The organism is Mycolicibacterium sp. MU0050 (assembly GCF_963378085.1).
GTDB lineage: Bacteria > Actinomycetota > Actinomycetes > Mycobacteriales > Mycobacteriaceae > Mycobacterium > Mycobacterium wendilense.
In genome coordinates this window covers 1363452-1388636 of sequence record NZ_OY726395.1, presented here as the reverse complement: position 1 = coordinate 1388636, position 25185 = coordinate 1363452, and the positions used below count along the sequence as shown (strand labels likewise).

At 67.5% G+C, this 25185-nt stretch carries 22 protein-coding genes; 6 read left to right on the top strand and 16 right to left on the bottom strand.

Going from position 1 to position 25185, the window contains the following annotated elements; translation table 11 throughout:
* Positions 1–157 precede the first annotated feature (157 nt).
* A complete protein-coding gene (locus R2K23_RS06715) occupies positions 158–595 on the top strand; it encodes a nuclear transport factor 2 family protein (protein ID WP_316515434.1) in 438 nt (145 codons plus the stop codon).
* Between the two features lie 74 nt (positions 596–669).
* Here the strand turns inward: R2K23_RS06715 and R2K23_RS06710 are convergent, their stop codons facing one another.
* The 8 genes from R2K23_RS06710 to R2K23_RS06675 form a co-directional block, all read right to left on the bottom strand.
* Positions 670–1506 (bottom strand): SDR family oxidoreductase, encoded by an 837-nt coding sequence (locus tag R2K23_RS06710; RefSeq protein WP_316515432.1) that lies wholly within the window; start codon positions 1504–1506, stop codon positions 670–672.
* 66 nt (positions 1507–1572) lie between these two features.
* On the bottom strand, positions 1573–3177 hold the full coding sequence (locus tag R2K23_RS06705) for an FAD-dependent oxidoreductase (RefSeq protein WP_316515430.1): 1605 nt from the start codon (positions 3175–3177) through the stop codon (positions 1573–1575).
* A gap of 55 nt (positions 3178–3232) precedes the next feature.
* Positions 3233–3421, bottom strand: a complete 189-nt coding sequence (locus R2K23_RS06700; RefSeq protein WP_316515428.1) for a ferredoxin — start codon at positions 3419–3421, stop codon at positions 3233–3235.
* Complete coding sequence (locus R2K23_RS06695) at positions 3421–4809, bottom strand: aldehyde dehydrogenase family protein (RefSeq protein WP_316515426.1); 1389 nt, start codon at positions 4807–4809, stop codon at positions 3421–3423. Before R2K23_RS06695 ends, R2K23_RS06700 begins: the two co-directional genes overlap by 1 nt.
* 8 nt (positions 4810–4817) lie before the next feature.
* Entirely contained in the window at positions 4818–5609 is a 792-nt protein-coding gene (locus tag R2K23_RS06690) for a coniferyl-alcohol dehydrogenase (RefSeq protein WP_316515423.1), read from the bottom strand.
* Between the two features lie 10 nt (positions 5610–5619).
* Positions 5620–6888: a cytochrome P450 gene (locus tag R2K23_RS06685; RefSeq protein ID WP_316515421.1), complete on the bottom strand. Its 1269-nt coding sequence runs from the start codon at positions 6886–6888 to the stop codon at positions 5620–5622.
* Positions 6885–8426 (bottom strand): acyl-CoA synthetase, encoded by a 1542-nt coding sequence (locus tag R2K23_RS06680; protein WP_316515418.1) that lies wholly within the window; start codon positions 8424–8426, stop codon positions 6885–6887. The genes R2K23_RS06685 and R2K23_RS06680 overlap by 4 nt, the downstream gene beginning before the upstream one ends.
* Before the next feature lie 595 nt (positions 8427–9021).
* Positions 9022–10143: an NDMA-dependent alcohol dehydrogenase gene (locus R2K23_RS06675; RefSeq protein ID WP_316515417.1), complete on the bottom strand. Its 1122-nt coding sequence runs from the start codon at positions 10141–10143 to the stop codon at positions 9022–9024.
* 446 nt (positions 10144–10589) lie between these two features.
* Between R2K23_RS06675 and R2K23_RS06670 the strand changes: the two genes are divergently transcribed.
* The 4 genes from R2K23_RS06670 to R2K23_RS06655 all read left to right on the top strand — a co-directional run bounded on the left by R2K23_RS06670 (position 10590) and on the right by R2K23_RS06655 (position 14565).
* Complete coding sequence (locus R2K23_RS06670) at positions 10590–11273, top strand: nitroreductase (protein ID WP_396893541.1); 684 nt, start codon at positions 10590–10592, stop codon at positions 11271–11273.
* 29 nt (positions 11274–11302) lie between these two features.
* Complete coding sequence (locus tag R2K23_RS06665; protein ID WP_316515412.1) at positions 11303–12163, top strand: PaaI family thioesterase; 861 nt, start codon at positions 11303–11305, stop codon at positions 12161–12163.
* A 246-nt stretch (positions 12164–12409) separates the two neighbouring features.
* Positions 12410–13486 carry a TIGR03857 family LLM class F420-dependent oxidoreductase gene (locus tag R2K23_RS06660; protein ID WP_316515409.1) on the top strand — a complete coding sequence of 359 codons (1077 nt, stop codon included), beginning with the start codon at positions 12410–12412 and terminating at the stop codon, positions 13484–13486.
* A complete protein-coding gene (locus R2K23_RS06655; protein ID WP_316515406.1) occupies positions 13486–14565 on the top strand; it encodes a phosphotransferase in 1080 nt (359 codons plus the stop codon). The genes R2K23_RS06660 and R2K23_RS06655 overlap by 1 nt, the downstream gene beginning before the upstream one ends.
* A 45-nt stretch (positions 14566–14610) precedes the next feature.
* Here the strand turns inward: R2K23_RS06655 and R2K23_RS06650 are convergent, their stop codons facing one another.
* The 5 genes from R2K23_RS06650 to R2K23_RS06630 are packed head-to-tail and all read right to left on the bottom strand — an operon-like array spanning position 14611 to position 19782.
* Positions 14611–15930, bottom strand: a complete 1320-nt coding sequence (locus R2K23_RS06650) for a phytoene desaturase family protein (RefSeq protein ID WP_316515404.1) — start codon at positions 15928–15930, stop codon at positions 14611–14613.
* 21 nt (positions 15931–15951) lie between these two features.
* Positions 15952–17112 (bottom strand): acyl-CoA dehydrogenase family protein, encoded by a 1161-nt coding sequence (locus R2K23_RS06645; RefSeq protein WP_316515402.1) that lies wholly within the window; start codon positions 17110–17112, stop codon positions 15952–15954.
* 4 nt (positions 17113–17116) lie between these two features.
* On the bottom strand, positions 17117–18331 hold the full coding sequence (locus R2K23_RS06640; RefSeq protein WP_316515401.1) for an enoyl-CoA hydratase-related protein: 1215 nt from the start codon (positions 18329–18331) through the stop codon (positions 17117–17119).
* Positions 18321–18776 (bottom strand): MaoC family dehydratase, encoded by a 456-nt coding sequence (locus tag R2K23_RS06635; RefSeq protein WP_316515399.1) that lies wholly within the window; start codon positions 18774–18776, stop codon positions 18321–18323. The genes R2K23_RS06640 and R2K23_RS06635 overlap by 11 nt, the downstream gene beginning before the upstream one ends.
* A 16-nt stretch (positions 18777–18792) precedes the next feature.
* Positions 18793–19782 carry a DUF7065 domain-containing protein gene (locus R2K23_RS06630; RefSeq protein ID WP_316515397.1) on the bottom strand — a complete coding sequence of 330 codons (990 nt, stop codon included), beginning with the start codon at positions 19780–19782 and terminating at the stop codon, positions 18793–18795.
* A 134-nt stretch (positions 19783–19916) separates the two neighbouring features.
* Between R2K23_RS06630 and R2K23_RS06625 the strand changes: the two genes are divergently transcribed.
* On the top strand, positions 19917–20945 hold the full coding sequence (locus R2K23_RS06625; RefSeq protein WP_316515394.1) for an MBL fold metallo-hydrolase: 1029 nt from the start codon (positions 19917–19919) through the stop codon (positions 20943–20945).
* 2 nt (positions 20946–20947) lie between these two features.
* Here the strand turns inward: R2K23_RS06625 and R2K23_RS06620 are convergent, their stop codons facing one another.
* From R2K23_RS06620 to R2K23_RS06610, 3 genes are read right to left on the bottom strand one after another with little or no spacing between them, the layout of a single operon-like run.
* On the bottom strand, positions 20948–22663 hold the full coding sequence (locus tag R2K23_RS06620) for a class I adenylate-forming enzyme family protein (protein WP_316515392.1): 1716 nt from the start codon (positions 22661–22663) through the stop codon (positions 20948–20950).
* Positions 22660–24264, bottom strand: a complete 1605-nt coding sequence (locus R2K23_RS06615; RefSeq protein ID WP_316515390.1) for a class I adenylate-forming enzyme family protein — start codon at positions 24262–24264, stop codon at positions 22660–22662. Before R2K23_RS06615 ends, R2K23_RS06620 begins: the two co-directional genes overlap by 4 nt.
* A gap of 18 nt (positions 24265–24282) precedes the next feature.
* Positions 24283–25143 carry an SDR family NAD(P)-dependent oxidoreductase gene (locus R2K23_RS06610; RefSeq protein WP_316515388.1) on the bottom strand — a complete coding sequence of 287 codons (861 nt, stop codon included), beginning with the start codon at positions 25141–25143 and terminating at the stop codon, positions 24283–24285.
* Between the last annotated feature and the right edge of the window lie 42 nt (positions 25144–25185).

Genomic DNA, 25185 nt, shown 5'->3' with positions numbered 1-25185 from the left:
CCAATCCTCATTATCTAATGAATACTAAATTCACCCCACCGTAGCACTGACGGTTCGCAGCTAGAACCAGTTCGAGTGGGACAGCCGTTTCCGCGCGCAGTGTTTCTAATAACCAGTAGATTCACTGGCCGGAAGCCCGACTACGCAAGGAATTGTGATGACGACACCGCACCCGACCGACCCGAGCTTCGCCAAGGCGTATTCCGCCGCGTGGAGCACGGACTCCGAGGCGCTGCTGAAGTTCTTCGCGGCCGAGGGGACCTACACCGATGTGGCGATGGACGGGACCTACCGGGGCCACGAGGAGATCGCGCGGTTCCATCGCTTCATGCTGAAGTTCGCCTCCGATTCGCTGATCGAATTCGGCGACACTCATGCCGCTGACGGCCGGCTGTACTCGAACTGGGTGTGGAGCGGTAGCTTCAACGGGCCGCTGCGACTGCGGTCGGGCAAGCTGATCGATGCCACCGGCTCGCAGTTCAGCGTTCCCGGCGTGGCGGTATGCAGGTACGACGAGAGCGGCAAGCTGACCTCCCACGACGACTTCTGGGACCTGGCCACCGTGCTGGATCAGGCCGGAGTCCCGATCGGCTAAAACCCGCACGAAGGCAGCCGATCAGACTGACGCCCTGATCGGCTGCCGCGGCGTTCGCGCGAGTTCAAAACCGGTCAGTACACGTAGTTTTCACCGGTGGCCCGCACGGTGACATCGCTGAGATTCACGCCCCAGGGCTGGTCGATGACATGCACGACCGCCTCGACCAGATCCTCCGGTCGGATCAGCCAGTACTCGGGCGACTCCGGGTCCGTCTGTTCGGGCCGCAGCGACCCGTTCTGGACGTTGCCGATGTTCTCCATGAACTGCATGGCCTTCTGACCCACCAACCCCACGATCGCCATCTCGTTGACCACGGAGTTCGCCAGGTTGGTCCCCAGGATGCCGGTGGGCTTGATCGTCGAGACCTTGATCTTGCCCTGCGCCTCGACCCGCAGCGAGTTCGACAGGGCATCGACGGCGGCCTTGGTGGCGCTGTACACGCCGGAGCCTTCGAGGCCGGCGTTACCGTAGATCGAGGAAATGTTCACCACATGGCCCCGCCCTTGCGCGATCATCTGGTCATACACCGCGGAGATGCCGTTGACGACACCCTTGAAGTTGATGTCGATCGCCTGATGCCACTTCTCCCACGCCTGCTCGTGATCGGAGAAGAACGCCAGCGGCATCACCCCGGCGTTGTTCACCAGCACGTCGATGGCCCCGAAGGTGTCGAGGGCGTGCTGGGCGGCCGCCTTGACCTGCGCCATGTCAGCGACGTCGGCGACATGCGTGGTGCCCTGGTGACCAGCGGAGCGGATGCCGTCGAACACCTCGTTCAACCGGTCGGCGTCGACGTCGACCCCGACGACCTTCGCGCCGGCCGCGGCGCACTTCTCCGAGATCAACTTGCCGAACCCGCTGCCGGCGCCGGTGACGAGAATGACCTTGTCCTGCAGGTACTGCGACATAGCTCTGTCCTATCTTGGGGTCGGGCGACCCTGCTGGGCGCGACGTGTCCGTCAGTCCATTCTGGCCTACTCCGCGGCCGCCGCGATCAGCTCGGGTACCGCGGCAAACTTGACGCGGGGCCGCGAGTTCTCCGCGCCTCGGCGGCGTTCCGCTTCCTCGATCCGCTGCCAGCCGGCCCAATCGATGGGGCTGACCCCGCGCTGCTCGAGCAGCGCGTCGACGCCCCTTCCGGCAGCGGCAACCGTCGGCAGCCGCCCGTGCCGGAAGTCGTCCAGGAGGTGGGCAACCGTCTCCTGCGCGCAGGTGCGGTTGGTGCCGATGAAGCCCCGCGGGCCGCGCTTGATCCAACCGGTCACGTAGACGCCGGGCACGGCGTCGTCGCCGGCGACGACTCGGCCTCCCTCGTTGGGCACCACACCGCGTTCGGTATCGAAGGGCAGACCGGGTATCGCCGTGCCGCGGTAACCCACGGAGCGAAGGATCAGGCCGGTCTCGATGACCTCGTCGCCCGGACCGCCGTCCCCGCGGGTGGGGGTGACCCGCAGTCCCTCCACCCGCTCTGCTCCCACCGCCTCGACCGGAGTCGTCCCGAACCGGAACACCAGACGCTTGTTGCCGCTCACCGGGGTACGGCGGGCATAGGTTTCGGCGGTATCGAACTTCAACGCCCCGTCGAAGTCGGAGTCGGGCCGTTCCCCGATGTCGCCGGCGATGACGATGTCCACGCCGGCCAACTCGCCGACCGCGATGAACTCACCGATGGTGAAGGCCGCGTCGGCGACACCGCGGCGACCCACGATCACCACCTCTTCGATGCGGCTCTCGGCCAAGTGCCGCAACGCATGCTCGGCGATATCGGTGGCGGCCAGCTGCTCGGTCGTGCCGAGCAGGACCCTGGCGACGTCGAGGGCGACGTTGCCGTTGCCGATGATGACCGCTCGACGCGTGGACACGTCGATGGAGTCGCCGGCGTGGTCCGGGTGGCCGTTGTACCAGCCGACAACGTCGGCGGCGGCGTGGTTCCCGGGCAACTCCTCACCGGGGATGCCCAGCGTCCGACTCGATGAGGCCCCCACGCCGTAGATGACGGCGTGGTGGTGCTCGAGCAGCTCCTCGTGCGAGATGTCCTCTCCCACCGCGACATTGAAGTAGCAGCGCAGATTCGGATGCGTCAAAGCCGGTTCGAACAGCGCGACGACGCCCTTGGTGCGTTGGTGATCGGGGGCCACGCCGGAGCGGATCAGTCCGAACGGCGTCGGCAACCGCTCGAACATGTTGACTTCGACACCGGCGGTGCGCATCAACTCCGTTGCGGCGTAGCACGCCGCCGGTCCGGTGCCCACGATCGCCACCCGCAGGGCGCCCGGCTCCACGTCGCGGCGAGGGGGCTCGGGGTCCGCCGCGCGCGCCCGTAGCGGGCGGTCCGCGAAATACTGGGCGTTGATGTCCAGGAAAACCGTCTGCGGACCGGGGAGCTCATCCTCGTGGTAGATGGCGCCGACCGGGCATTCGGCCTCGCAAGCACCACAATCCACACACGACGCGGGATCGATGTAGAGCATGGTCGAGTCGCTGCCGTCGGCCGAAGGCACCGGTCGGATGCAGTCGACCGGGCAGACGGGGACGCAACTGGCGTCGTTGCAGCAGTTCTGGGTGATGACGAAGGTCACGGAAACTCGCTTGGGCTGGATGATCTATTCGGAACGCGCGATCTCAAGGTCGATCTCAGTCCATCGACAGGGCCACGGTCGGGCAGTTCGAAATCGCTTCCTCGACAGCGGGTCTCTCCGAGGCGGGCGGGTTCTCGTCGAGAACATGCGCTTGGCCGTCGTCGCCGACTTCGAACACCGCGGGCGCGGTGACCTCGCACAGGCCGATCCCGGAACACTTGCTGGTGTCAACTCGAACCGCCATCAGAACAACCTCCTCATGATCTTGAGCGCGCGCTCGGTGTAGGGCGGATACACCAGCGACGGATCCGGCTTGGCGGGCTTGGCCAGCACGGCTCGCCGGTGACTGAGCGCCTCGAAACCCCACCTACCGTGGTAGGCGCCCATGCCGCTGTCCCCCACCCCACCGAAGGGCAGCTGCGGCACCAGGCAATGCATGGCCAGGTGATTGATGACCGCGCCGCCGGAAGGAATCGCGTCGATCAATCGCCGGCCGGTTTGCGTCGACTTCGTGAAGACGTACAACGCCAGCGGCTTGGGCCGCGCGTTGATGAACTTCACTGCCGCGTCCGTCGATTCGATCGTCAGGATCGGCAGGATGGGACCGAAGATCTCCTCGCCCATCAAAGGGTCACTCGGCGCCGGGTCGACGATCACGGTCGGTTCGATCCGGAGCTCCGCCCGGTTCGAGCCGCCGCCGGCAACCACCTTGCCGCTCGCGGTGGCGATCAGGGATGCGAGGCGGTCGAACTGGCGCTCGTTGACGATGCGCAACGACGGCGAGTCACCGGCCCGGAACGCGCGGATGGTCTCGACGATCTTGGCCACCAACTCGTCCCGAACGGTGCGGTCGACCAGAACGTAGTCCGGGGCAATGCAGGTCTGGCCCGAGTTGAGCAGTTTCACCCAGGCGATCCGCCGTGCGGCGACGTCCAAGTCGGCGTCGGCGGTGACGATCACCGGGCTCTTGCCGCCGAGTTCGAGCGTGACCGGGGTCAGGGTGGGCGCGGCCGCCGCCATGATCTTGCGGCCGACCTCCGTGCCGCCGGTGAACAAGGCGTGGTCGAAGCCCTGTGCCAGCAGGGACTGCGTGGTCCCCGCGTCGCCCTCGATCACCTTGATGGCATCCCCGTCGAGATACCTGGGGATCAGCCGGGCCAGCAGCGCCGACGTGGCCGGCGCCAACTCGGACGGCTTCACCACGGCGCAGTTGCCCGCCGCGACGGCGGCGACCAGCGGCCCCAGACTCAGGTAGAGCGGATAGTTCCACGGCCCGATGATCAGGACGACACCCAACGGGTCGTACTGCACCCAGCCGCTTCCGGGCCGTTGGGCCAGCGGTAAACCGACGCGCTTGCGGCGCATCCACTTCTTGAGGTTCTTGCGTGCGTACGCGGCCTCGGCAACCGTGGAGGCGATGTCGCCGAGCCAGGCTTCGACCGCGGACCTTCCCAGGTCGGCGGCCAGCGCCTCCGCGATGGCCGCCTCCTGTTCTTGACACAACCGCTCGATGCCGGCGAGTTGCGCCAGCCGCCACTGCAGCGGCTTGGTCCGGCCGGTGGCGAATACCGACTGCAACTCGTCACGCGCGCCGGACGTGGCCGCGTCGCGGTAATCAGCGTGAATAGTCATGACACCCCTCAGATTTCGGGCTTGGGCACGACGCCGGAGGCGATCGCGCCGGTGATGCCGCCGTCGACCGCGATGGCTTGGCCGTTGATCCACCGAGCGGCATCCGAGGCCAGGAACAACACCACGTCGGCGATGTCGTCGGGGGTGGCGTGCCGACCGACCAATCCCTTGACCCCGTCGAGGGTTTCTTTACCCATGGATTCCTCGAAGTCGACCAGGATCGGCGTCTCCACCGGGCCCGGCAGCACCGCGTTGATGCGCAGCCCCTGCTGCGCCGCGGCCAGGCCCATCGACATGGTGTAGACCGTGGTGACCATCTTGGAGAAGTTGTAGGCGTTGCCCGGCTGCGGGTGTTCCTTGAACCACGCCGCCCCGGCTTCGAACGAGTCGGTCGCCAGCAACTCGCGGATGGCCTCCAACCGTTCGGGCCAATCGAATCCGGCCGTCGAGGAGACGATGGTGACGGCGCTGCCCGGCGTGAGCCGTCCGAGGCACGCCTCGGTCAGGTGCCGCACCGCCAGGCTGTTGACGGCAATGACCAGATCTCCCGGTGCTGTCCCCGGGATCCCGGCGATGTTCATCAACCCGTCGTAGGACCCGTCGAGTTGCTCGACGGCGGCATCGATGCTGCGTGGATTCGCCAGATCCACGTCGATGTGCCGGCTGACCGGTGCGCTCGGAATGTTGCGGTCCAGGGAAACGACCTCCGCGCCGGCCTCGATCAGCTTGCGGGCGGTGGCGTCACCGATTCCGGAGGCCGCGCCGGTGACGACGTAGCGCTTGTTGCCGAACTCAGACATGGGAGAGCTCCTAATCCAGGGTGTAGGGCAGTGACTTCACCGCGTGCATGAAGTTGCTTCGCAGCAGCGTCGGCTCGCCCACCCGCAGGGTCGGCGCCCGGAAGATGAGTTCGCGGAACATCGCCTCCAGCTGCATCTTGGCCAGGAAGGCACCCATGCAGTAGTGCGGGCCGCCGCCGCCGAAAGCCACGTGGGGGTTGGGTTTACGCCGCAGATCGTAGGCGTAGGGGTCGGAGAAGGCACGTTCGTCGCGGTTGCCCGACGAGTACATCAGCAGCACCCAGTCGCCCTTCCTCAGCTGCTGACCGTGCAGCACCGTGTCCTGCGTGAGGGTGCGACGGAAGGTCATGACCGGCGTGGCCCACCGGACGAACTCCTCGATCGCCGTGTGGATGTGGCCGTCGAAGTCGTCGACCAAAAGCTGACGCTGCTCGGGGAACTGCTGCAGCGCAATCGTGTTGAGCGAGGTGGTGTTGCGGGTGGTGTCGTTGCCGGCCACCGACAGCAACACGAAGAACGCGCCCAACTCGTCGTTGGTCAGCCGTCGCCCATCGATCTCGGCCTGGACCAGCTGCGACATCAGATCGTCGGTGGGCTTCGCGCGGCGCTGATCCGCCAGTTCGATCGCGGCGGTGCGTAGACCGAACAACGACTGGCCGATGACTTCCATCGGCTCGCGGCCCGCCGCGATCTCCGGGTCCGCCCACGACACCATGCCGTCCGCGTAACGGGTGACCTCGTCCCGCAGTTCCGGTGCCAGTCCCATCATTTCGTAGATGGTCCACATCGGCAGCCGCTTGGAGACCTGCTCGACGAAGTCGCCCTCTTTGGTCTTGACCAGATCGTCGACGATCTGCCTTGCCTGGTTGTTCACCTGGTCACGGATGATCTGGAGGCGCCGGGGGGTGAACACCGAACTGATCAGGCGCCGCAGGCTGGAATGCTTCTCGCCGTCCATCGACAGGAACGATTCGGCCAATTCCAGCAGTTCGACGGGGATGGCTTCGACCTGGGTGCCCTGCCCGGAACAGAACACCTCCGGATGCTTGCTGACGTACTCGATATCGGCGTGGCGGGTGATCGCCCAGACCCCGTCCACCGGCGGCGGCATCATGGTGCCCTCGATGGGCGGGTGCCAGCTGACCGGGCGCTCGTCGCGCAGGATCTTGAACAGCGGTTCCCGCTCGTCGGGTGTCTTGGACCAGAACTCCAGAGTGGAGATGCTGATGGGGTCGAACGCCGGGCGGTCAACCTGGCTCTGCGTCGTTTCAGTGGTCATTGCTTTGCCTCCACGTACTGGTTGATGAGTACTCGCTTGGCCAGTTTTCCGGTGGCCAGCCGGGGAAGCTCATCGACGAAATCGACTGAGCGGGGGGCCTTGTAATGCGCGATGCGCTCGCGCACGTAGGCGACGATCTCGGCCGCGAGATCGTCCGAAGGACGCACGCCCTCGCGGAGTTGCACCACGGCCTTGACCTGCTCCCCCATCTCGGCGTCCGGTATGCCGATGACCGCGACGTCGAACACCTTGGGATGCAGTGTCAGGACATTCTCGATCTCCTGCGGATAGATGTTCACCCCGCCCGAGATGATCATGAAGGCTTTGCGGTCGGTCAGGAACAGGTAACCGTCCTCGTCGACATAGCCGAGATCGCCTACGGTGCACCAGTTGTCGTGTTCGCGGTGCCGGGACTCGGCCGTCTTCTCGGTGTCGTTGTGGTACACGAACGGCGCGACTTCACGCTCGAAGTAGATGGTGCCGACCTGCCCGGGGGGAAGTTCGACGCCGTCGTCGTCGCAGATGTGCAGCGTGCCCAGCACGGCCCTCCCCACCGAGCCCCGCTTGGTCTGCCACTCCGCGGCCGTCATGATCGTGGTCCCGTGCTGCTCGGTGGCGCCGTAGTACTCGACGAGAATGGGCCCCCACCAATCGATCATGGCGTCCTTGACATCCGGCGGGCATGGCGCCGCCGCGTGTACCGCCAGCCGCAGCGCCGAGACGTCGTATCGTGCGCGCACCTCGTCAGGCAACTGCAGCATCCGGACGAACATGGTCGGAACCATCTGGGTCGCGGTCACGCGGTACTTCTCGATCGCCGCCAACGCCTGCTCGGCATCGAACCGCTCCATGAGGACCACCGTGCCGCCCAGAGCCTGAATGCCGCCGCACCACTTCAGCGGTGCGGTGTGATAGATCGGCGCCGGCGACAGGTACACGTCCTTGTCGGTCACCGCGAACGCGTGTTGCAGCAGACCGACCAGCGGGTCACCCGCCTCGTCGATCTGCCCGGGAGGCAGGTGCGGCTTGATGCCCTTGGGCCGACCCGTCGTCCCCGACGAGTACAGCATCTCCCCGCCGCGCGGCTGATCGGCGAGCCGGGCGTCGCCAACCGATTCCAGCAACTCGGTGTAGCTGCCGTAGCCGTCCACGGGTCCGCCGAACGCGTACCGGTGCTGCACTCCGGCGACCAACTTGGCGACCTGTTCACCAAGGTCGCGCACCCCGCCCGAGCAGATGACCGCCTTGGCACCGCTGTCGGAGACGATGTAGGCGGCTTCTTCGGGGGCGAGGTGCCAGTTGATCGCCGTGACGTAGAGCCCCGACCGCAGCGCCGCCCAGTAAACCTCGAACGCTTCGACGGCGTTGTCCGTCAGCAGCGCCACGACATCGCCGGGGCGCAGCCCGTCGGCATGCAGCGCGGCGGCCAGGCGCGCCGAGTTGTCCTCCAACTGCCCGTAGGTCAGGACCCGTCCCGAGCCGGCCATGATCGCGGCCGGTCGTTCCGGCGCGGATTTCGCGTGCGTTCCCGGATACATCGGTCAGGCGGTCCGCCCGCCGAAGTTGCTGCTACCGCTTCCCACCCTCAGTCTCCTTAACATTGATTAAAAACTGTGGCTACAACAGCATGGACCGGTTTCGCCCATGGTAGCCGACCCTATGACTGGTGTCACACACCTTAATCATGACTCAACTTATGGTCAACCCGAGATGAGAGGTTCTCGCAGTTCAACCGCACGGCTGCCGCACGGGCGGCGCCAGCTGCGATGAGCCGTCAACCTGAATGGCCAAGTCGGCCACGTCGACCGAAGTAGCCGATTCTTGCTTCAAATAAAGGGGCCGCCGGCACACTCCGTCGCCAGGAAGGGGCCTCCTTCACGGCGCGCCGGCCGCACAGGCTGAGCGGTCCGCCACGACAGAAAAGACGAGGTCCTCACACCGGCGCGATCGGCCCGCATCGGCTCGGTGAGCTCGGTGCTGACCGGATCCACCTGAGTGTGGGCGCGGGTGCAACGGGACACGGCCGGACGCGAACCCCGGCTGCACCACGTCATGCACCACCGAGAACGCGGCCGCGATGACTCCCCGATTTGGGGTGGAACGTCATCGCGGCCGCGGCGCGGGGTATTCCGATCAGTGCTCGTGGATCATGACGCCTCGGATGTTGCGACCGGCGAGCATGTCGTCATAGCCGGTGGTGACATCCTCGAGCTTGTACCGCGCGGTGATCGCCTCGTCCAACAGCAATTGACCATTGCGGTAGAGCCGGAGCAGACGCGGGATGTCGGCGCGCGGGTTGGCCTCACCGTAGAGGCTGCCGAGCACGCGCTTCTGGAACAGCGTGGCCACACACATCGACATGGTGACGGCCTGGTCGGTGATGGGGGCGATCGCGGTCATGACAACGGCGCCGCCCTTGCGGACCATGTTGAGCGCCTCGTCGATCATCGTCCCCTTGAGGACGCCGACCGTCAGGATCGCGGAGTCTGCCATCACCCCACGGGTAAGCTCGGCGACCAGCGCGGTGGCCTCCGCAGCCGAGGTGACGAAGTGCGTGGCCCCGAACTCGACGGCCTTGTCCCGCTTGGCCTCGACCGGCTCGACGACCACGATGTGTTCGGCGCCGGCCAGGCGCGCACCCTGGATGGCGCCGGCGCCGATACCGCCGCAGCCCAGGACCACGACGGTGTCGCCGGGGCCGACCTTCGCGCTGTTGACGGCCGAGCCCCACCCGGTCGTAATGCCGCACCCGAGCAGGCATGCGCTCGACAACGGGATGTCGTCGTCGATCTTGACCACCGAGGCCTCCGGCACCGACCCGTACTGCGAGAAGCTGCCCACGAAGGCCATTGCGCCGACGTTCTTGCCGTTCCAGCGGCGACGGAAGGTGCCGTCCGGCTGGGTCCCCGTCATGAGATAGGCGCCCAGATCGCAGAGGTTCGAATGCCCGGTTGCACAGAAGCGGCACCGGCCACATGCCGGCAGGAAGGACGCCACCACGTGGTCGCCCTCCTTCAGATCGCGCACCCCGGGACCGACCTCCAGGACCCGGCCCGCCCCCTCATGACCGCCGATCATTGCGACCTCGGGCAGTGGCCCACCGAAATCGCCGAGACGCAGGTGCTCGTCCGAATGGCACAGTCCGCTGGCCTCCCAGGCCACCAAGACCTCACCCGCGGCCGGCGGGTCGACGTCAACTTCCTCGATGGTCCAGGGCTTACCGAACTCCGACAGAACTGCGGCTTTGGTCTTCACGGGGCGCCTCCTTCGTGGCCGACTCCCCCGCATGCCGAGGGGAACTGTGCACTTTCTACTGTTCATTAAACACACTTCATCGCCGGCGCGAAGGAACACACGCGCATTGGCTACTGCCGTCCGCGCCGAGGTGGTCTGCGCGCACACTGTAGGGCGGCTGAACCGGCATGGGGCCGGGCGGGGCAAACCCGACCCCAGCTCGGAACATCCGAGCGCGGCGAGTTTGCGCGAGACCGCAGTAGGTGGCCGCCTCTGCCCGAGTTCCGTTTTTAATCTGCGTTCTCCCGGCCGCTACACTGGCCTGGCGTGCTGGGTTTGCCGGGCGGCCCCCGGCCGAGCCGCGCCTCCCCGGGCTCGGTCCCGGGCACGAGCCGACGCACCAGAAAGGCCCGATCCTTGTGACCACCGACGTCCGATCGATCATCGAGTCCCGGCGATCCGACCACATCCCGGCCGGCGCCGCCGACATCCTCGCGCAGTTGCTGGCGGTCCGGGTGAGCTACCGCGCCTATCGACCGGAACCGGTTGCAGAACAGACGATTCGTCAAATCCTGGAGACCGCCCAGTTGACGGCCTCGTGGTGCAACAGTCAATCCTGGCAGGTCGCGATCACCAGCGGGGCCGGGACCGAGAGGCTCCGCGCTGCCCTGCTGGCCGCGGCGTCCGGCGGTCGCGACGATTCGCCGGACATCCCGTTCCCGCGCGAATACCGGGGCGTCCACCGCGAGCGCCGACGCGAAAGCGGGTTCCAGCTCTACAACGCGCTGGGCATCGAACGCGGCGATCACCAGCGGCAGATGCAACAGACGCTGCAGAACTTCAACTTCTTCGGCGCCCCGCACGTGGCGATCATCCACGCCGACGAGGCGCTGGGGCCCTACGGCGCCGTGGACTGCGGGGGCTACGTCAGCAATTTCATGCTCGCCGCCGCCGCGCACGGCGTCGGCAGCATCGCCCAGGCCGCCCTCGCGATGTTCCCCAGCGTCCTGCGCGAGGAACTCGGTCTGACACCGGACCGCACCATTGTGTGCGGAATCTCCTTCGGCTATCCCGATCTCGACCACCCCACCAACACCTACCGGACCACCCGGGCCCCGCTCGACGAGGTCGTCACCTGGGTCAACACCTGAACCCGCCCGACGCGGAGCGAGGAAACCCGATGACCCATCCGGCGTTCACCGAGATGTTCACGATCGACAACGCCGTGCGCAGCATGGGCGTGAGCGTTCCGCGGATCGATGCCGGCTCGGTGACCGCGGACCAGGAGATCGACCCCCGTCTTGCCGACCATCGAGGCAAGTGCACGCTCGCATCCGTGGCGGTGTTGCTCGATACCTGCCTGGGCTTCAGCGCCTATCCCGCAGCCGAAGCCGGACTCGAATATGTGGTCAGTAACCTCTCGGTCGCCCTCGCCGCTCCGCTTCCCACCCGCGGGAAGATCACCGCGACCGCCCTGCGCGAGTACGTGGACCCCCGCACCGCACGGGTGCTGTCCGCCGGTCGGCTTCGCTCGGGGGCCACGACGTTCGCGCTCGCGCACTGCGGGGCCGAAGCGGTGCGCCGGCCCCGGACCGCCGCCACGGCGCCGACCGCCGTCCTGCCCACCGCCGATCCGGAATCGACTCGGCCACAGGCTCATCCCCTTCAGGACGTCCTGACGATGGCCATGACCCCGGGCTGTGACGGTCGCCTCGAAGGCAGCTGGGAACCCCGGGAGTGGATGCTCAACGGCATGCGGTCGGTGCACGGGGGCGTGCTGCTGGCCTACGCAAGCACGGCCGCCGAGTTGACCGCGCAATCGGTGTGCGAACCGGGACAGGACTACTTCCTGAGCACCATCTCGGTGGACCTGGTCCGCTCCCCTACCGTCGGCGGCGGCGCCCTGCTCGTCGACACGGAGATCACCCGCAAGGGCCGCCGCCTGATGAACGTGGACGTGACCACGCGAAACGACGAAGGCGGGATCGTCACCCAGGCCCGCTGCACACTTCAGCTACACGACAGCCGTCCGCCGGCCTGACCGAGACGTGCGCACAGACTATGACGCAGGTTACAAACGGCCGCGGCAACGGTAGTCTTGAACGCGAAGTAAAAATCCGCGGGAAGACGTAGTCTCCAGGCAGGATCGCCCCGGCATGTGCTGTGTCGCAAGCATTCCGCACGGACGGTCCCGGCCGCCTCACCCGCGTCGCAGCAAGACAAGGAGCCCCTCGATGACCACTCCGGCACATCAGCCCACGCGTCGCAGCCCGGGCGGTGGTGAGGCATGACCGAGCGGATGCCCGAGATCGGCTTCTACACCCTGGCCGGCCAGGCAGAGCAACCCCGCGATCTGATCGCCGAGGTCCGCGACGCCGAACGACTCGGACTCGGGGAATGTTTCGTCTCGGAACGCTTCTCCACCAAAGAGGCCGCGACCATCTGCGGGGCCGTCGGGGCAGTCAGCGAGAGCATCGGGATCACCACCGGCGCAACCAATCACAACATCCGCCATCCCATCGTCACTGCCGCCCACGCCACCACCATGCATCGCCTGACCGGTGGGCGGTTCACCCTCGGCCTCGGCCGTGGAATCGTCCCGGTGCAACGCGCCTTCGGCATCCCGGAGATCACCACCGCGCAGATGGAGGATTTCGCGCGCGTGATGCGAAGGTTGTTCCGCGGCGAGACCGTCGTCGGCCACGACGGTCCCATGGGCAGCTATCCGGCGCTGCGGTTGGACCCCAACTTCGACGAGGACGTGAAGCTGGCCCTCGTCGCGTTCGGACCCAACTCGCTGGCGTTGGGCGGCAGGGCCTTCGACAAGGTTATTCTGCACACCTTCTTCACCGACGAGACGCTGCAACGTTGCGTGCGAACCGTCAAGGAGGCCGCCGAAGCGGCCGGCCGTGACCCCGCACAGGTCGAGGTGTGGTCCTGCTTGGCCACCATCGGCGATCATCTGCCCGAGGAGCTGCGGCTGCGCAAGACCGTCGGCCGGCTCGCCACCTACCTGCAGGGGTACGGCGACCTGATGGTACGCACCAACAACTGGGACCCGGCGGTGCTGGAGCGCTTTCGTCAAGATCCGATCGTGCAGAGCTTCCAGCCGCCCGGCGGCGCCTTGAAGGTGATCGACAGCCCTTCCACCACGGTCGAGCAACTCGAGCACATCGCCACCCTGCTGCCCGACGAGTGGCTGGCCCCCTCGGCGACCGGTAGCCCGGCGCAGTGCGCCACCACCGTCAAGAACCAGTTGGACCTCGGGGCCGACGGCGTCATCCTGCACGGCGCCTCGCCCACCGAGCTCAAGCCGATCCTTCCCGAATATCGCGCGATCCGATCCCGAAAGGCCACACGCTGATGGCGTTTACCGACTACACCCTGGCCGAACTGACCCCGCAATCGCTGACGACCATGCTCCGCCACCGCCCCGAGTGGGCATCGGTCACCGTCACCGAGGTGTCTGCCGAACCGGTGGGAACCGGGCAGATGGCCAACAGTTACCGGCTGACGCTCACCTACGCCGAAGACGCCGGCACCGCGCCGGCCACGATGATCGCGAAGATCTCCAGCACCGACGAGACCAGCCGGCAGATGGCCATCGCCACCGGCGCCTATCAACGGGAAGTCTTCTACTATCAGCACCTCTCGGGTCTCAGCGCCGCCCGCGCACCGCAGCACTACTTCGCCGAGATCGCCGATGACCGGTGCGGATTCGTCCTGCTGTTGGAGGACATGGGGCCGGCGGAGATGGTCGACCAGATCGCCGGATGCTCGGCGGACCAGGCGGATCTGGCGCTGGCCCAGGCCGCGGCACTGCACGGATCCTCCTGGGCGCACCCCGCCCTGCGCGAACACGAGTGGCTGCCCGGCCAGGCGGCGTGGACCCAACTTGGCGGATCCGTACCACAGGTCACCGGGATGTGGCTGGAGCGGTTCGGCCAACACCTGCAGCCCGAACACGTTTCGGTGGTCCAGCAACTTGGCGACCACGTGCCGGCATGGCTGGCCACCCTCGGCGAGCACCGCTGCTTGTGGCACGGCGACTTCCGACTGGACAACCTGCTGTTCGCGGCGCAGGGCGGCGCCACGCCGATCGCCGTCGTCGACTGGCAGAGCGTGGCCGCCGCACCAGGGGTCATCGACGTCTCGTACTTCATCGGCAACTCCATGGCCGAGGCGGACAGGGCCACCCACGAGCGCGACCTTGTTGCCGAGTACCACCGGCGGTTGCTGTCCTACGGCGTGCAGGGCTACAGCGCCGAGCAGTGCTGGTTGGAGTATCAGGCGCATGCGATGTACGGGCTGGTGCTGACCATCCCGGTGTCGCTGGGAGTGCAGACCACCGAGCGCGGCGACAAGATGTTCGCGGCGATGGCTTCCCGTGCCGCCGAACAGATTCGGGCCAACGACAGCTACTCGGCAATCAAGGCGCTATGAGAAAGAGGGGCGGGCCCGCATCGGGCCCGCCCCTCTTTCATCAGGTCACTTGCCGACCGCGGGCCGGTACCCGGCCACGATCTTGTCGACGACCAACTGCGCGGTCTCCGCGCAGGCGGTGGTGCCGCCGTTGGCGTACTCCTTGACGCCGTCGCCGACGTTCCACAGACCCGCGATCGGGGTGTCGTGCGGCAGGTCGAAGCCCGCGACCGCCCGCTGCGGCGGCCAACCATCGCGGGTAACGGCGATATTGAGAATCTTTGCCCGAGTGTCGAAGTCCTCGATGTTGTCCCGGAGATCCTGGAGCAACAACTCGGTCTCCGCGGCCTCGTCGAAATCACCGACGGACGGCTTGGGCACCGCGGTACCGACATACAGGTTCCACCCCTGCGGTGCCATCTCCGGGCAGATGTCGGTGAAGTTGGCGACGTAGGCCAGTCGTCGAGACTTGGCGAAGCTCAGCATGCCGGGCACCTCGACCAGGCGCTCGCGGCTGGCGAAGTTCACCGAGATCATCGAGGTGGGCCGGTCACCCTGCTTGACGAGGTCGCGGTAGTCCGACGGCAGGTTCTCCGCGCCGACCAGTTCCACCGTGGCGGCCGGCCCGACATCGCTGACCACCACCGGGGCGGTGAGGGTGAGCTGCTGTCCGTCGCGCTCGACCACCACGCCCGTCGCGGTCCCACCCTCGGTCAGGATCTTCGTCACCGGCGTCGACAGCCAGACCTGGCCACCGTGGCGCTCCACCGCGCCGGCCAGGCCCTTCCACAGCCCGATGGTGCCCTCGGGATGGAAGCCGAACCGCTTGAAGGCGCTCTTGCGGGTGAAGTAAGTCAGGAACACCCGCGCGGGCAGGTCTTCGGAGCCGACGGCGAACACCGAGGCGCACATGTTGCGGAAGATCCCGTGCACGCCTTCGTTTTTGGTGTACTTCGCCACCCAGTCCGCGGTGGAGAGTTCGTCCTCGGGCAGGCCGGAGTCGTTGCGTGCCGCGCCGATGCCCTTGACCAGCTTGGCGCCCTGTCGGGTGAGTTTGCCCAACAGGAAACCCCATCCGCCGCCGGTGACGTCGACGTCCTTGCCGGCGATGCGGTACAGGATCGGCGGCTGGGGTTCGCGGATGTCGAACGGCGCGCCGACCTCCTCACACGTCTGCTGGGTGATGCCGCCGACCTCGATGACGATGGCCCCGTTGTTCACCTTGAAGCCGTCGATGTCGTCGGTGGAGGCCCGGCCGCCGACCTTGTCGAGGCGTTCCACCACGACGGTGCGATATCCCTTGTGGGCCAGGCGCGCTGCGGTGAACAGTCCGCCCGCCCCGGCTCCGATCACGATGGCATCGAAGGCGTGCTCGGTGGTGGTCATGGGTGTCTCCTCAGCTCGATCTCAGTAGGACCGCGGCAAACCCAGCGAGGTCTGCGCGACGAAGTTCAGCACCATCTCCCGGCTGACGGGCGCGGTGCGCATGAGGCGGGCGACGAACCACAGTTCCGACAAGCCGTACTCATGGGACAGGCCGTTGCCGCCGTGGGTTTGGATGGCCTGGTCCAGTGCCTGCAGCGCGGCCTCGGAGGCGGCGAACTTGGCGATGTTGGCCGCTTCGCCGGCGGGTTCGCCGGCATCGAATAGCTCCGCACTGCGCGCGGTCGCCAGTCGGCTCAACTCCACCGCGATGTGACACTCGGCCAGCGGGTGGGAGATGCCCTGGTGCGCCCCGATGGGAGTCGACCACACCTGGCGTTCCTTGGCGTACTCGGCGGCCTTGGCGATGGCGTAGCGGCCGATGCCGCCGGACAATGCGCCGACCAGGATCCGCTCGGGGTTCAGGCCGTCGAAGACCTGGCGAAGGCCGTTACCGGCCTCACCGATGAGCGCGTCGGCGCCGACCTCGACGTTGTCGAGGAAGACGGTGAACTGCTTGTCGGGTGAGACAATCGACGTCTCGATCTCCTGGTAGCTCAGGCCCGGCGCGTCGGTGGGCACCACGAACAGCGACAGCTTGGACTTCTCCGGGGTCGAGTGGTCCGCGTCCCGCGCCACCACCAGGATGGCGTCGGATTGGTCGACCGCCGAGATGTAGTACTTCGACCCGGAGAGGGTCCAACCCGATTCAGTGCGCCGCGCGGTGGTCTTGACGTTGTGGCTGTTGGACCCGGCGTCGGGTTCGGTCAGCCCGAAGGCCATCTTCCGGGTGCCGTCGGCGATGGACGGCAGCCAGTCCTTCTTCATGACGTCGGAGCCGTGGTGGGCCAGGATGCTCCCGCAGATGGCCGGGGAGATGACCCAGATCAACAGCGGCATGCCGTGGGCCGCGAGTTCCTCGACGACCACGACCGCCTCGGCCATGCCGCCGCCGCCACCGCCGTACTCCTCGGGCAGGTGGACGCCGAGCAGCCCGGACGAACCGAGGTCCTTCCAGAGTTCCTCGATGTCACCGCCGGTGCGGCCACGTTCGAGAAAATAACTGGCGCCGTACTTTTGGGCGATCCCGGCGACCGTCTCCCGGATCGCGCGGTGGTCGTCGCTTTCGTTCATCAGCCCCGACATGTTCTTACCTTCCGATGAATGTGGGTTGTTGTTTGGCCAGGAACGCGTTGATCGCGGTCGCGGCATCGCGGGTGTCGGCGGTGATCTTGATGGCGTGAGATTCCGCCTTCAGGTGATCCGACAGACTGTTGCGCCAGGAATCCCGCAGCAGCCCCCGCATGGCGCCATAGGCCCGCGTCGGCCCGGCGGCCAGTTCCCGGGCGACCCCCAGGGCATGTTCACGCAACTGGTCGGCGGGCACGATTTCGTTGATCATCCCCCACTCCAGGGCCTGCTGCGCGTCGATCGGCTTGTTGCGCAGGTAGGCCTCGGCCGCCCGACGCGGACCGATCAGCCGTGGCAGATGCCACGTCCCGCCGCCGTCGCCGGACACCCCCAGCGCGCCGAAGGCCGTCAGGAACTTGGAGCCCTCGGCGGCGATCACGATATCGGCGGTGTAGATGTACCCGAGGCCGCCGCCGGCGACCGCGCCGTGCGCGGCGGTGACGATCGGCACCGGAACGCGGCTGAGAATGTCGAAGGCCTGGTGGAACGGCAGGGTCATGTCGAAGATGCGATCGCCGAACCGCTCGGTCTGGCCGCCCTCGACGAAGTGGCTGATGTCCCCGCCCACGGTGAGGGCGGGTCCGTTGCCGCAGATCAGCACGGACCGCACGCTGGGGTCGGCCTCGATACGACGGGCCACCTCGAGGGTTTCCAGGCCCACCCGCATGTCGATGGCGTTGCGGTGCTCGGGCCGGTTCAGGCACACGGTGGCCACGCCGTCCTCGACGCGGTACTCGAACGTCTCCAGCGGTGCGGGGCCGTCGAGCGCCGCGTGCCAGGCCGCCGTGTCGGTGAGCTGCTGCAGCGCCACGATGCGTCCGTCGGGGCTGAAGGCGATGACGTGAATGAAGGCGGCGTCCAACGGGTTTCCAGTGCGCCGCGCGGTGCCGCGGTAGCGGCCGGTGACCATCAGCCGCGCGTCGGGCAGGCCCTGAAAGTCCTCGGCGATCGCCTTGACGCGGAAGTGCTCGCCGATGCGCCACCACAGGTTGGTGCGCATGGCCTCGCCGCCGACGTGCTCCCCGCCCATCCCCAGCGGCAGCCCCTCGGCCGCGTGTCCGACGAAGTCGGGGTGCAGCAGCGCAGTCAACGCCTCCTTGTCGCCGCCCGCCAACGCCGCGTAGAGGCGCTGCGCGGTGGCAACCCTGTGGTCGTCCGACCGGTCAGCCGACATAGCGCACCACCGATTCGATTGCGGCGGCGGGCTTGTCGACGCCCTCGATCTCGACCGTGGTGACCATGGTGGCCTGCACCGCGGAGTCGAGCCGCTCGACCTTCTCCAGGCGCGCGCGGGCACGCACCTTCGCGCCCACCGGCACCGGCGAGACGAACCGGACCTTGTTGAAGCCGTAGTTGATCGCCATCCTGACCCCGTCGACGCGGTAGAGCTCCTGCATGAACCGCGGCAGCAGGGACAACGTCAGCAGACCGTGGGCGATGGTGGCTCCGAACGGCCCGTCGGCGGCCCGTTCCGGATCGACATGGATCCACTGATGGTCGTCGGTGGCGTCGGCGAACAGGTCGACGCGCTCCTGGGTAATGGTCAACCAGTCGGTGGGGCCCAGCTCGGCGCCGGCGGCACCGGCGAGCGCATCCAGACCCGAAAACACTTGTGTCATAGGAACTTTTCCTTCCTCAAACGTGCAGCCCGACAGGGCGGTCGTCGCGAAGCTGATCGAGATACTCGGCCATACCGTTCAATACGCGCCCGTCAGCGTCGGTCCAGCGCACGGTGGACTCGATGATGCGGGTGGTCGCGCCGCCGTCGGAGGAACGGTGCCGCAGCGGCGCCGACGCCAGCGCGTGTCCCTCGAAGTTCCAGCGCCGGTCGTCCCCGATCGCCTCGACGCGCACCGTCTCTTGGTAATGCTCGGCGTCGCGGACCGTGCTCACCACCGCTTCGCGGACGGTGTGCACCGCGGTTCCATCCCAAACGAAACCGCCGCTGCGGGAACTGCCGTCGGGCTCACCGAAATAGGCGACCATGAATCCCTGGTCGGCGGCCGTTCCGTGGATCCACCGGTAGAACCAGGGCGCCTGCCAGGAACGCGGCCCCCAGGAGTGGTCCCGCAGCCCGTATCCGCTCACGGGTGTCGCGGAGTCGCCGATGCGCACGGTGCCGGTCACCGCGGCCAGTTGTTCGTAGTGGTTGGGCGCGAACGAGGCGCCCTCCCCGTCCCCGTCGAAGCTGCCCCCATAGGCCGGCGCGAGCGCGGTGTACTGCAGATCGATGTGGCTATCCGCGGTGGGGCTGGCACCCAGGGCGCGTTTGGGGTCGATGAGGGCGCGGGGATCGGCAAGCAAGGACACCGGGCCGTCGAAGCGGACTTGCAGTCGCTGCATCGGGACGGCGATCTCGACGCTCAGCCCGCCGGCGTCCATCCGATCGTTGCTCGCCACGGCGGGCCGGGCGAATCCGAAGGCCAAGGTGCCGTCGGGGAGATACAGGCAGACGGTGCGCTCGCCGCGGCCCTCGTTGGGCCGATTGGCCAGCCGCAGAAATCCCGCGAGGCCCGACGACGCATCGCTGAACTGGAAGTACATCGACTCGTTGAACGTCGGTTCCGGACCCACCGGGTGGGTGAAGTCGTCATCCGCGACGATGACGGTCGGTTTGTCGGTCACATCGGTCCAGTCTGTTTAATTTGTGTTAAATAGAATGCCGGCGCAGTGCTACTGGCTGCACACAAGCAATCTAACACAGGTTTTTATTGGTTGTTAAACTCTTGTCGATAACTACGACATCGGAGGAGGTCCGCGTGGCCCCTACTTCCACCAACGCCCGCGACACCGCCCACGTGCACAGAATCGCTCCCCGGGTGGTGCGGGTCGAGCTGCCGTTGCCGCTGCCCGATCTGAAGGTCATCAACGCCTACATCATCGAAGGCGGCACCGGGATCACGCTCGTCGATCCGGGCTGGTCGACCGCGGAATCCGAGGGTCTGTTGCTCGCGGCGTTGCACGGCCTGGGCTACAGCCGGTCGGACGTCCAGCGCATCCTGGTCACGCACGCGCACTGGGACCACTACACCCTGGCGGTGAAATGGCGTGACGAGCTGGGTGCCGAGCTGATGCTCGGCGCCGGCGAACGGCATTCCATCGAGGCCTTCGATGCCGCCGAGGGCATCCATCCCGTCCAGCGCCAGATGCTGCTCCGAGCCGGCGCCCCCGAGCTGGCCCGCGTCATCGCGCAGACCCCCTGGGAGCCCTACGAAGACAACGCCCCCTTCGATCCGCCGGACCGCTGGCTGCACGGCGGTGAGCGGATCGACTGCGGCGGGACACAGATACTGGCTCGGGCGACACCCGGTCACACCAGGGGCCACATCGTGTACACGGACGAGTCCGCCGGCCTGGCCTTCACCGGCGATCACCTGCTGCCCCGGATCACCCCGTCGATCGCGTTCGAGCGCACGCCCGAACCGCTGCCGCTGCGGTCGTTCCTCGACTCGTTGCGGCTGTTCACCGACCTGCCCGATCATCGGATGCTGCCGGCCCACGGCGGCGTCGACAACACCACCGCGGTGCGCGCCGCCGAGCTCATCGAGCACCACCGCGAACGGCTCACGGCGGTGGCTGATCTGGTGGCCCGCAGGGGGTCGGCCACGGCCTACGACATCGCCGCGCAGATGCGCTGGACGCGGCACGACCGGGCCATCGCCGAGTTGAACCCGATTCACCGGATGGTCGCGGTGCTGGAGGTGATGGCGCACCTGGATCTGCTGGTGCACCGGGGCGAACTGGCGGCCGACGATTCCGAGCCGGTGGCGCAGTTCACGGTGGCGTGACCTCAGTGGCCACCGCTGAGCTGCTGCACCAGCCGGAACTTCTGCACCTTCCCGGTGGGCGTGGTGGGCAGGTCGGCGGCCTCGAGGAACTCGACGCGTTTGGGTACCTTGAAGCGCGCGAGCTTGGCCCGGCACCGGGACAGCACCAGCTCCTCGGTGAGCGCGGCACCGGGCGCGGGAACCACCACGACACAGCCGATCTCGCCCCACCGCTCGTCGGTCAGACCGACCGCGAACACCTGGCTGATGTCGTCGAAGCCGGCCAACAGATCCTCGATCTCCTTGGGCATCACCAACTCGCCGCCGCTCTTGTAGAGCTCCTTGCTGCGACCGGTGACCTGTAGGTTGCCGTCGGCACGGACGCGGCCCAGGTCGCCGGAGTGCAGCCAGCCGTCCCGCAGCGCCTCGGCGGTCTCGGTCGGCCGGTTCCAGTACTCGTGCATCGTCGTCGGTCCCCGCGAGACCAGTTCGCCCTCGGCTCCGGCCGCCAGTTCCCGCCCGGTCTCGGGGTCGACGGCCCGGTAGACGGTGAGCGCACCGGTTTCGTCCACCCCCGCGCTGCCGGCCAGCTTCGGCCGGCCGACGGTCTCCGAGGTCAGCTCCAAGGGGTCTTCGGGCAGCGTCAGGGTCATCGCTCCCCCGCATTCGGTCATGCCGTAGCCGGTGACGATCTCGCTGACCCCGAAGTCCTGCTCGATCTGGCGCCACAGCCACACCGGGGCGGGCGCCGAGCCGCACAAGATGGCGCGCAACGAGCTGAGGTCGTAGTCGTGCCGGTGCGGGCTCTCCACCATCGCGACCGCCATGGTCGGCACGCACAACATGTCGGTGGCCCGGTGCCGGGAGATTCCGGCGAAGTAGCCCTCGGCGCTGAAGCTGGGTTGCGGAATGATCGCGCCGCCGACGAACATGACTGACAGCAGACCCTCGATGTAGCCGAACATGTGGTAGCACGGCAGGGAGAACAGCACTCGGCGGCCGTCCTCGAATGCCCGGGTCAGCGCGGAGGCGTAGGCCGTGCGCAGCACCGCGTCGTGCGAGGTGATCACACCCTTGGGAAAGCCGGTCGTGCCCGAGGTGTAGAGCATGTCGGCCGGAGCGCGCGGGTCGAGTTCGCCGACCGCGGCCACCGTCGCGGGATCCGCGAGGGCACCCAGATCCGTGACCGTCAGCGGTCCCGGCCGGGCCGGCTCGCCGTCGGTCTCCAACAGCACCACGTGCCGCAACGTGGAAAGCTCCGCACCGGAATCGGGCCGGGCCGCGAAAGACGTTTGGTCCCAACCGGGAACGATGTCGTCGAGCATGCCCTGGTAATCCTGTTGCCCGAACCGGGTCATCGTCACCAGGACTCGGCATCCGGAGTCGGCCAGGACGAAGCGGAGTTCCTCGGTGCGGTACAGGTAGTTGAACGGGGCGGCGATGGCGCCGAGCCGGGCCACGGCGAACTTCAGCGTGACGAACTCGGGGTAGTTTCCCATCACCAGTCCGACCCGATCGCCCGGACGAACGCCCTGGGCGGACAGGCCGGCCGCGAGCCGCGACGACGCTTCGGCGACATCGCGGTAGCTCAGGGTGACGTCGTCGGTGATCACGAACGGCCGCTCCGGGTGGCGTTGGGCGCAGGCATCGAGCCAGGCTCCGAGCGTGACGGGCTGCCATACCGGGTGCTGCGCACTCAGCGCGTCCCGACGGTCCTCGATGTCGTTGCTGCGGTTCATAGTTCGGGGATCTCGTTTCGCAGGATGGCGTCTCGTAGCACGAAGCGTTGGACCTTGCCGGTGGGGGTGACCGGGAGGTCCCTGGCGGCAAACCAGCGTGCCGGGACCGTGTGCGCCGCCAGCCGGTCACGCGCGTGGGAGAGGAACCGATCTTTCGCGGCTTGGTCCACACCTCCGCCGGCACACAGCACCGCCGCGACGATCTCGCCGAACTTCTCGTCGGGCAGGCCCAGCACCACCACGTCGATTTCCGGATCCACCTTGCTCAGCGCGCCTTCCACCGCAACGGGGGCGATGTTCTCGCCCCCGCGGATGATCAGTTCCTTGAGCCTGCCGGTGACGGTCACGAAGCCGCGTTCGTCCATCCGGCCCAGATCACCGGTGCGCACGAAGCCGTCGCGATCCAGTGCGCGGGCGGTGGCCTGCGGATCGTGCAGGTACTCCACGAACTGTTGGTAGCCGCGCGCGCAGATCTCCCCCTCGGCGCCCACGGGCAGCACCTCCTGGGTGTCCGGGTCGATGATCTTGCAGTCGACGTGCGGCAGCGGACGCCCGACGGTGTTGAGCCGGTCGTCGCGACTGTCCTCCGGCCGGGTCAGCGTCAGCACCGGTGCGAGTTCGGTCTGGCCGTACAGGTTGAAGACCTCGGCGCCGAACACCTCCGCGGCCCCGTCGATCAGCGTCGGCGACACCTCGGAGGCACCGCCCATGATGATGCGCAGCCGCGGCGCCGGTTCGGCACTGCCGCGTTGCTGCTCGAGCAACGCCGCCAGGATCGTGGGCACGTAGAACAGCACCTCGGCCGCTTCGCTGCGCAGCTGGTCCAGAACCACTTGCGGCACGAACTTTTCGGCCAGGACGACGGTGCCGCCCACCCAGAGCGGACCGAGCGTCGCGATCACGCAGCCGGCGGTGTGGAACATCGGCAGCGGGTTGAGCGCGACGGCCGCCGGCGGCACCTGCAGCGCCTCCATGGTCAGGCGCGCGACGTTGACCAGCGCGCGATGGGTCAGGGCAACACCTTTGGGCTTGCCGGTGGTGCCCGAGGTGTACTGCAGCATGGCGACCGCGTCGGGGTCACCGGGGACGGACACCGGCTCGGCCGCCGCCGCCCGCCAGGTGGTGCTCTCGCTCAACGAGATTCGTCGCAGCTGCGGCAGCCGCGCACACACCCGCCGCGCCACCTCACCCATCGGATAGTCGCGGCTGGCCTCCGCATGCAGCAGCAGCGCTGCCCTGGAATGGGACAGCGCGTACTCGAGTTCCTCGTCGCGGAGAACGGGGTTGAGCGCGACGAGCACCATCCCGGCCAGCGCGGCCCCGTACTGGATGATCGGCCATTCGATGACATTCGGTGCCCACAGCGCCACCAGGCCGCCCGCGGGTGTCAGCGCCGACAGCGCCGCGGCAACCCGGCTCGCCTCATCGAACAGCTCCGCGTAGGTCAGGCGCTCGGTCGCTCCGGTGTCGTGCCGCACGCCCACCAATGCCACGTGCTCGCCGTGGGCGGCGGCCCGATCTCGGAGCAGCGCACCGACCGTCGTCTCGACGAGCTCAGTGTCGCGGACCGCCGGCCAGTACGCCTGCTCGAGGTGCATCATCGACTCAGCCGCCGACCGTCACACCGGGTTGGTGCCCAGTTTCGCGTTGGTCATGTCGCTGATCTCGGGCCACCGGGCACTGATCTCGTCCAGGGTGGGCGGCGCCGCGAAGGTGACGCCGTCGTTCTGGAACTGGGCCACGCGCTGCACCAGGCCGCCGCCGACGACGAAAACCGAACCGGTGTCGTGGTTCTGCTCCGACATCAGGTATCCGGCGGCGGGGGCCACCAGGTCGGGGTCCAGCTTGTCGAGCAGTTCCTGGGGCGCGATATCGGCCGTCATGCGGGTGGCGGCCAGCGGGGCGATCGCGTTGGCGGTGATGTTGTATTTGGCGCCCTCGATGGCCAGGGTGTTGATCAGCCCGACCAGGCCGGCCTTGGCAGCGCCGTAGTTGGCCTGGCCGAAGTTGCCGTAGAGCCCGCTGGTGGAGGTGGCCACGAGCACTCGGCCGAAGCTCTGCTCGCGGAAGTGCGGCCAGGCCGCCCGGATGACGTTGTATCCGCCGTTGAGGTGCACCTCCTGGACGGCGTGCCAGTTGTCGTCGGTCATCTTGTGGAACGCCGTGTCGCGCAGAATGCCCGCGTTGCTGATGATTCCGTGCACGGCACCGAATTCGTCCAGCGCGGTCTGCACGATCTCCGCGGCGCCCTCGGCCGTGGCCACCGAGGAGTAGTTGGCGACGGCGCGCCCGCCGGCCGCGCGGATCTCCTCGACGACGGTGTCGGCCATGGAGGTCCCCGAGCCGGAGCCGTCGCGGGCACCGCCGAGATCGTTGACCACGACCAGCGCGCCGTTGCCGGCCAGGAAGCGCGCGTAGGCGCGGCCCAGCCCGCCTCCGGCTCCGGTGACGACGACGACCTTGTCTGTTACTCCAGGCACTGATGTTTCCTTTCGGACGTTGGGTTTCGTTGGCTCTTGGGC

Bases quoted from the DNA above. Each gene is read 5' to 3' on its own strand.
- R2K23_RS06715 (WP_316515434.1), top strand. From the start codon at position 158: ATGACGACACCGCACCCGACCGACCCGAGCTTCGCCAAGGCGTATTCC.
- R2K23_RS06710 (WP_316515432.1), bottom strand. From the start codon at position 1,506: ATGTCGCAGTACCTGCAGGACAAGGTCATTCTCGTCACCGGCGCCGGC.
- R2K23_RS06700 (WP_316515428.1), bottom strand. From the start codon at position 3,421: ATGGCGGTTCGAGTTGACACCAGCAAGTGTTCCGGGATCGGCCTGTGC.
- R2K23_RS06695 (WP_316515426.1), bottom strand. From the start codon at position 4,809: ATGACTATTCACGCTGATTACCGCGACGCGGCCACGTCCGGCGCGCGT.
- R2K23_RS06690 (WP_316515423.1), bottom strand. From the start codon at position 5,609: ATGTCTGAGTTCGGCAACAAGCGCTACGTCGTCACCGGCGCGGCCTCC.
- R2K23_RS06685 (WP_316515421.1), bottom strand. From the start codon at position 6,888: ATGACCACTGAAACGACGCAGAGCCAGGTTGACCGCCCGGCGTTCGAC.
- R2K23_RS06680 (WP_316515418.1), bottom strand. From the start codon at position 8,426: ATGTATCCGGGAACGCACGCGAAATCCGCGCCGGAACGACCGGCCGCG.
- R2K23_RS06665 (WP_316515412.1), top strand. From the start codon at position 11,303: ATGACCCATCCGGCGTTCACCGAGATGTTCACGATCGACAACGCCGTG.
- R2K23_RS06660 (WP_316515409.1), top strand. From the start codon at position 12,410: ATGACCGAGCGGATGCCCGAGATCGGCTTCTACACCCTGGCCGGCCAG.
- R2K23_RS06655 (WP_316515406.1), top strand. From the start codon at position 13,486: ATGGCGTTTACCGACTACACCCTGGCCGAACTGACCCCGCAATCGCTG.
- R2K23_RS06650 (WP_316515404.1), bottom strand. From the start codon at position 15,930: ATGACCACCACCGAGCACGCCTTCGATGCCATCGTGATCGGAGCCGGG.
- R2K23_RS06645 (WP_316515402.1), bottom strand. From the start codon at position 17,112: ATGTCGGGGCTGATGAACGAAAGCGACGACCACCGCGCGATCCGGGAG.
- R2K23_RS06640 (WP_316515401.1), bottom strand. From the start codon at position 18,331: ATGTCGGCTGACCGGTCGGACGACCACAGGGTTGCCACCGCGCAGCGC.
- R2K23_RS06635 (WP_316515399.1), bottom strand. From the start codon at position 18,776: ATGACACAAGTGTTTTCGGGTCTGGATGCGCTCGCCGGTGCCGCCGGC.
- R2K23_RS06620 (WP_316515392.1), bottom strand. From the start codon at position 22,663: ATGAACCGCAGCAACGACATCGAGGACCGTCGGGACGCGCTGAGTGCG.
- R2K23_RS06615 (WP_316515390.1), bottom strand. From the start codon at position 24,264: ATGATGCACCTCGAGCAGGCGTACTGGCCGGCGGTCCGCGACACTGAG.